This is a genomic window from Aquiflexum sp. (genome assembly GCF_041751335.1).
Lineage (GTDB): Bacteria > Bacteroidota > Bacteroidia > Cytophagales > Cyclobacteriaceae > Aquiflexum.
This window is the reverse complement of the sequence record NZ_JBGSXS010000156.1, coordinates 1-6,030: the sequence shown is the minus strand read 5'-3', so window position 1 is coordinate 6,030 and position 6,030 is coordinate 1. Positions and strand designations below refer to the sequence as shown.

The following is a 6,030-nucleotide window of genomic DNA, read 5'->3' as shown; positions in this document are numbered from 1 at the left end:
CAAATTCTTCTCTGTACCTTTTGATTTTATCATTAATTAATTTTCCTGCGTGTCTGATTTTGGCTTCATCTTCTGCCTTCACCTTCATAGGGTATTCTCGATCTCCAATTTTCAACCTGATAGAAAGTGTTTCCATATTATTCAGACAAATAGGCAATTATATTATCGATTTCCTTTATATAATTATTGATTTTTTCTCTCAATTCGGCAGACTCCATGTCTTCCACCGGTATGCTGTTTACAAGTTTAGCTATTTTAATTTGATTTTTAAAATCCTCCAACGAACGCTCGTTGTCTTCGAGTTTGGTCCTCAATGAAAACAGGTCTTCCTTCAGCGATTGATTTTCCTGTTCCAGTTGCTGTAGTTTGCGGCCGACTTGTATGGCAAGTTTTTCGGTTTGTTGGAGTTCTTCGTGGATCATTTTTATTTTCTGATAAATGCACCTACTTCATTCTCAAAACTTTGAATAAGCCGGGACATGGTTTTGTCAATTATTTTATCTGTCAAAGTATTCTCGGTATCCTGTAGGAAAAAGCTCAAAGCATAGGCTTTTTTGTCTGCGTCAATCTTTTCTCCCTGATATACATCAAAGACTCCGATTCGTTGCAGCAACTTCCCCCCTGCCCTGACTGCTGTCTTTTTTATCTCATCGAAGGTGGTTTTTTTATCAATTACCAAGGACAAATCCCTTCTTACCTCCGGAAATTTGGAAATTTCCGAGTACTTTTTCAAACCTTTGGATTTTTTTGCCAACAAATCCCAATTCAGGTCTGCATACAGCACTTCCTGTTTTACCTCTGCCAACTTCCCAATTTTCTCCTGAACCACCCCGATAGTACCCAATTCTTTTGTACCCAACTTCAACAGAAGCGCATAATCAAAAGGGGCTGCATGAATGATCTCTACCTCCACATTGTCAATCCCCAATTTTTCGAGGACAAGTTCAACAGTGGAATAGATATCCGGAAAAGCCACTGCCTTGGAAGGTTCCAACCAACTTTCAGCAGCTTTGTCACCCGTCAGAAACAAGGCCAGTCTTTTTTCTTCCCTATACCTCTCTTCTTCCTTGAAATATACGGTGCCGAATTCAAATAATTTCAGGTCTTTTTGGCGGCGGTTGATATTATGTGCCAAAACCTCCAATCCTGAAAACAACAATGACTGCCTCATCACCCCCAAATCCTCACTGAGTTTGTTGAGGATTTCTACATTGTTGGCCGGATTCAGGAATCCTGACTTCTCGGCATAAATGGGCTTAGTCAGGGAATTGGTGATGATTTCGAAATACCCCAACCCTGACAGTACCTCGCTCAATCTGTATTGAAGTTTGTTAAGGTCTTTGGCAGGATGCTCTGCCAGATAATCAGAATTCAGGTTTTCGGATAAGGGGACATTGTCAAACCCATGGATCCTCAGGATTTCCTCGATCACATCCGCTTCACGGGTGACGTCGACCCGGTAGGGCTTTACGGAGACAGTGATGTTCTTTTCTGTTTCTCCGACAAACCTGATGTCCAGGTTTTCCAGGGTTTCTTTTATTTCTTCTTTTGATATCTCTTTACCGATCAATCGATGGATATTGGCATAACTCACCTCAATGACCAAGTCCTCCACGGGAACAGGATAGACATCAATTACCTCAGAAGAGATTTCTCCACCTGCCAGTTCTTTGATCAACATGGCGGCTCTTTTCAAAGCATAGACAGGCATGTTGGGATCTGTGCCCCTTTCAAAACGGAAGGAAGCATCTGTTTTCAATCCGTGAAATTGTGACCCTTTTCGGATGACATCCGGAGAAAAACAGGCACTTTCCAAAAAGACCGAAGTGGTAGTATCCGACACTCCCGAACCTTTTCCACCAAAAATACCTGCAATACACAATCCTCCCTTTTCATCACAGATCATCAGTTCCTCCCCGGAAAGTTTTCTTTCCTTCTCATCCAATGTGACGAAAGGAGTATCTTTGGGAAGTTTTTGGACAATGATTTTTCCTCCAATGATCTTGTCTGCATCAAAGGCATGTAGGGGCTGTCCCAGGTCATGGAGGATAAAGTTGGTGATATCCACGATATTGTTGATGGGATCAAGGTCAAGGGCCTTGAGGTAGTTTTGCAGCCATTCGGGAGATGGACCAACCATGATATTGGAAATGGTAAGTCCTGCATATCGGGGACAATCCTCAACACTTGCCACTTCCACAGGGATAATCTTATTGGTGTTGTCAACTTTGAAATTATCCACTGAAGGGATACAAATCTCTTTTTTGAGCAAGGCTTTTAGGTCCCTTGCAACCCCAAGGTGGGAAGCGGCGTCAGCACGATTTGGGGTAAGACCGATTTCCAGCACATGGTCACGGACTACTTTGAAATACTCAGCAGCAGGAGTTCCATTTGGCAGATAGGTATCAAGCACCAATATTCCGGCATGGCTTTCACCGATTCCGATTTCATCTTCGGCGCAGATCATGCCTTGTGAAACTTCCCCACGGATTTTGGCTTTTTTGATTTCAAAGGATTCTCCCGAAACAGGAAAAAGTGTAGCTCCTTCTTTGGCAACAACCACTTTCTGCCCATTGGCAACATTGGGAGCGCCACAGACGATGGGTACTACGCCATCCCCAATATCGACAGTTGTAATGCTGAGTTTGTCGGCATTGGGATGACGGCCACAGGTGATGACTTCCCCTATGACAACCCCCTCAAGTCCGCCTTTGATGGATTCAAACAACTCAATCCCCTCCACTTCCAGACCGGAACTGGTCAACAAGTCAGCAATTTCTTCGGGTGATTGGTTTAAGGCAATAAAATCTTTTAATCTATTTATAGAAATTTTCATGTGTATATCATTTGCTATTTAATGGTCACATGAAATTCACAATAAATATTCATATGGTGGTTGATAAAAATTCACCATCGAATATTTATGTTCATTTCATAAAAACACAGCTAATACGCAATAAGGCACAAATTTAAGAGAATTGCCTTAGCTAAGTAGTGGATGGCTGAAAAATGTGAAACTGAATGAAGAAAAAGGAAATATAGCTTACGGATTTTCAGAAAGATTTATTTGTAAAATTTTTTATTTAAAGTTTTAGGTTATAAATTAAACCATATTTTTAACTTAAATATTTATAGTATGAAATCAACAGGCTTTATATCTTATCAGTTGCCTTATCATAAATTTATTTTACTTCTGTCGATCATAAACTTCATTCTTTGTTGTCAAAACCTTGCATCAGCCCAGGAAGCCACTGAAATTTTCACGGCCAAAAACATGGTCTTTGCGGAGTTGTTGGGAAATTCCGGATTATATGCAGTCCACTATGGCCGAATTTTGCATCAAAAAAGAAAAATGAAATTATCGGGAAGTGTGGGTTTTTCATTGGTTCCCGGTAAAGGCTTTGAACCTCATTTTCCAAATTTCTGGTCACCTGTAATCCCCGTTGAATTCTCGGCTTTTTGGGGAAAGTCACACCACCATTTGGAATTAGGGACTGGTCTTTTTGTGTTTCAATCCCGGAAATATTTATTTGACCCTGAATTTCCCCCGACAAATCTACGTGAAGTAGTCCATTGGGACACATCTGTAACCATGAGGATTGGCTATAGTTATCAAAAACCTGAAGGAGGATTTTTTTTACGGGCAGGATACACCCCTAGGATTGATTTTACGAGTATTGAATCTGCGGAAAAGCCTGTACGATTTATTCCATTCAATATGGGAGTCAGCCTAGGGAAAAGTTTTTGAGGAATTTATTGCCAATCATTACCCATTCAACCAGTTTAACAGAAAGTTTATTGATTTGGGTTACCTTATTCAATAACAAAATCCACGTCGCTAATCAATCCAACCCATCCCTAAAATCGACAAAAAGCCAGTCTTGATTCTTGGTTCTTGACTCTTGATTCTTTTGTTTCCCCTCTGCAATAGATGTCTTCCCGTACAGTTGTCGGGATCGACATGACAAGGTGAAGTCGTTTGGGTTTCTAAACCTTCCTAAATTGTGAAAGCTTGAATGTAAGTAACGTCTCGCTTCTCGGTTCTCGTATCTCGCTTCTCCAACCTCACTCCTTCTTATAATCCTTCTCCCCTGCCCTAATCGCTATCTCCATCACATTCTCCTTCGGTGGCAAAGGGCAGGCAAAATCAGGATTGTAAGCGCAATAAGGATTGTAGGCCAGATTGAAGTCTATGGTGATGCTGTTTTTGCCATCCTGTCTTAGGTTGATATAGCGGCCTCCACCGTAAGTTTCTTCACCGCTTGTACCATCAGCAAAAGCCAGGAAGAAGTTTCTCTTATCCAATTCCTTGATGGACTGAAGCAATAAGAGCCGGTGAGTTTGCCCTGCCATTTCAAATTCCGCAAAGGAATGTCTGAGGTATTTTTCAACCGTACCATCTGTCATGGGAAGTTCCATCATCTTTCGGTCTTCCACAGGAATCATTTTAGCCCTAACTTTGTATTCAGGGTCTACAGGATAAAAATCAAGTGCTTTGAAATCCTTCTTCTGCTCCTCCGTCAAGGGTGATTCGATATTGAAGCGGATAAACTTAAACTGTCTGTCCCGCTCCTTTTCGATCTTTTCGATATAAACTTCTGGATCGTCTGTTCCGGTAAGGGTATAAACTATCGCAAGGGTGATTACGGCAAGTACCCCGATAATCAAAATATTTCTTGTATTCATCATTTATAATATTCCTTCATCTGCGAAGCTAAAATAGGCAACATCGGTGATAATCACATGATCTATCACAGAGACTTCCATACATTTACCCGCATCTACAAGTTTTTTGGTCAGGTGTTTGTCATGGTCGGAAGGTTTGAGGTTTCCGGATGGATGATTGTGTACCAAAACAATCGAGCATGCCAAGCAGTCTAGGGCATGTTTGAAAATGATTTTGGGATCTGCAACAGTTCCGGTGGTCCCTCCTTTGCTGATCAGTATTTTTTTGAGGACATAATTGGCGCGGTTAAGCAACAAAATATAAAAATGCTCTATCGGTTCGTCAATCAATTCAGACCTCATCAGGTGGAATACATCCCCGGAGGAGATGATCCTCGGTCTTTTGACCAGTTCAGTGATCAGTTTCCTCCTTCTACCCAACTCAAGACCTGCCACAATACTGATTGCCTTTGCGTCACCTATGCCCTTGAATTTTTTCAGGTCATTGATGCTCATTTTGGCCAGCTCTCCCAGATCATTGTTGACTTTAGAGAGAATATGTCTGGCCAAATCCACTGCACTGAGGTATTTGGTCCCCGAACCTATGAGAATGGCTATCAATTCCGCATCTGATAAAACGGACTTGCCTTTGAGCAGAAGTTTCTCCCTAGGCCGGTCTTCTTCCGCCAATTGGGAAATCTTAATCGAAGAATAATCTTCCATAAAACAATGGGTTGGAAAGTGTTACAAATAGTCTGAACATATGATCTAACGCTTCATTATCAATAACCTAACATTTTATTATTTTCAGGACGGTAGACGGAAGACCGAAGACGGAAGCAGGCGGCAAATCATGGTCCACGGAATATCCCCAGCTACCAGGTATTTGGGAATCCCATACAATTCTCGTTTGATCTTTAAATACCGGGCACTTCCGTCTTCTGTCTTCCGTCCCGTTTGTAAAAGAATTCTGGGCTATTGGCAAGAAACTCCATTTGAAATCGACAAAGATAAAAATAAGGAATGCCCCAAAACAAAAAAAGCCCCGAACCAAAGAACGGGGCCATTTAAACGTTTAATTTCTTTTTTTAGGCAATTGCGTTGACAAACTTGGTCAATTTTGACTTTTTGTTTGCAGCATTGTTTTTATGAATGATGTTCTTTTTGGCAAGTTTATCAATCATAGAGGTAACTGTTTTCAAAAGCTCTTGCGCTTCAGCTTTGTCAGTGGAAGACTTCAACCTTTTGATGAAGGTTCTGGTAGTCTTGTGCTGATATCTGTTTCTCAAACGCTTGGCTTCGTTTGCACGGATTCTTTTTAGTGCTGATTTGTGATTTGCCATATCCTTTATTTTACTTAATTTC

The 6,030-nt window shown here is 41.2% G+C and carries 7 protein-coding genes; 1 reads left to right on the top strand and 6 read right to left on the bottom strand.

The window, feature by feature from the left end; translation table 11 throughout:
- From ACEW8U_RS08905 to pheT, 3 genes are all read right to left on the bottom strand, one after another.
- A partial coding sequence (locus ACEW8U_RS08905) for a cell division protein ZapA (RefSeq protein WP_373521693.1) occupies positions 1-136 on the bottom strand: 136 nt, incomplete at its 3' end.
- Between the two features lies 1 nt (position 137).
- Positions 138-422, bottom strand: coding sequence for a hypothetical protein (locus tag ACEW8U_RS08900; RefSeq protein WP_373521691.1), 285 nt, complete (start codon positions 420-422; stop codon positions 138-140).
- 2 nt (positions 423-424) lie between these two features.
- On the bottom strand, positions 425-2,836 hold the full coding sequence (pheT, locus tag ACEW8U_RS08895) for a phenylalanine--tRNA ligase subunit beta (RefSeq protein WP_373521690.1): 2,412 nt from the start codon (positions 2,834-2,836) through the stop codon (positions 425-427).
- A gap of 300 nt (positions 2,837-3,136) precedes the next feature.
- Between pheT and ACEW8U_RS08890 the strand changes: the two genes are divergently transcribed.
- Positions 3,137-3,748 carry a hypothetical protein gene (locus ACEW8U_RS08890; RefSeq protein ID WP_373521689.1) on the top strand — a complete coding sequence of 204 codons (612 nt, stop codon included), beginning with the start codon at positions 3,137-3,139 and terminating at the stop codon, positions 3,746-3,748.
- 317 nt (positions 3,749-4,065) lie between these two features.
- On the opposite strand, the gene ACEW8U_RS08885 is transcribed toward ACEW8U_RS08890, so the two are convergent.
- The 3 genes from ACEW8U_RS08885 to rpsT all read right to left on the bottom strand — a co-directional run bounded on the left by ACEW8U_RS08885 (position 4,066) and on the right by rpsT (position 6,008).
- Positions 4,066-4,686 (bottom strand): DUF1684 domain-containing protein, encoded by a 621-nt coding sequence (locus ACEW8U_RS08885; RefSeq protein ID WP_373521692.1) that lies wholly within the window; start codon positions 4,684-4,686, stop codon positions 4,066-4,068.
- A gap of 3 nt (positions 4,687-4,689) precedes the next feature.
- Positions 4,690-5,388: a DNA repair protein RadC gene (gene radC, locus ACEW8U_RS08880; protein ID WP_373521688.1), complete on the bottom strand. Its 699-nt coding sequence runs from the start codon at positions 5,386-5,388 to the stop codon at positions 4,690-4,692.
- 365 nt (positions 5,389-5,753) lie between these two features.
- Positions 5,754-6,008, bottom strand: coding sequence for a 30S ribosomal protein S20 (gene rpsT / locus ACEW8U_RS08875; RefSeq protein ID WP_373494245.1), 255 nt, complete (start codon positions 6,006-6,008; stop codon positions 5,754-5,756).
- Positions 6,009-6,030: the final 22 nt, after the last annotated feature.

Excerpts from the sequence above, each read along its gene's own strand:
- pheT (WP_373521690.1), bottom strand. The coding sequence starts at position 2,836 with ATGAAAATTTCTATAAATAGATTAAAAGATTTTATTGCCTTAAACCAA.
- rpsT (WP_373494245.1), bottom strand. The coding sequence starts at position 6,008 with ATGGCAAATCACAAATCAGCACTAAAAAGAATCCGTGCAAACGAAGCC.
- ACEW8U_RS08885 (WP_373521692.1), bottom strand. The coding sequence starts at position 4,686 with ATGAATACAAGAAATATTTTGATTATCGGGGTACTTGCCGTAATCACC.
- ACEW8U_RS08900 (WP_373521691.1), bottom strand. The coding sequence starts at position 422 with ATGATCCACGAAGAACTCCAACAAACCGAAAAACTTGCCATACAAGTC.
- radC (WP_373521688.1), bottom strand. The coding sequence starts at position 5,388 with ATGGAAGATTATTCTTCGATTAAGATTTCCCAATTGGCGGAAGAAGAC.
- ACEW8U_RS08890 (WP_373521689.1), top strand. The coding sequence starts at position 3,137 with ATGAAATCAACAGGCTTTATATCTTATCAGTTGCCTTATCATAAATTT.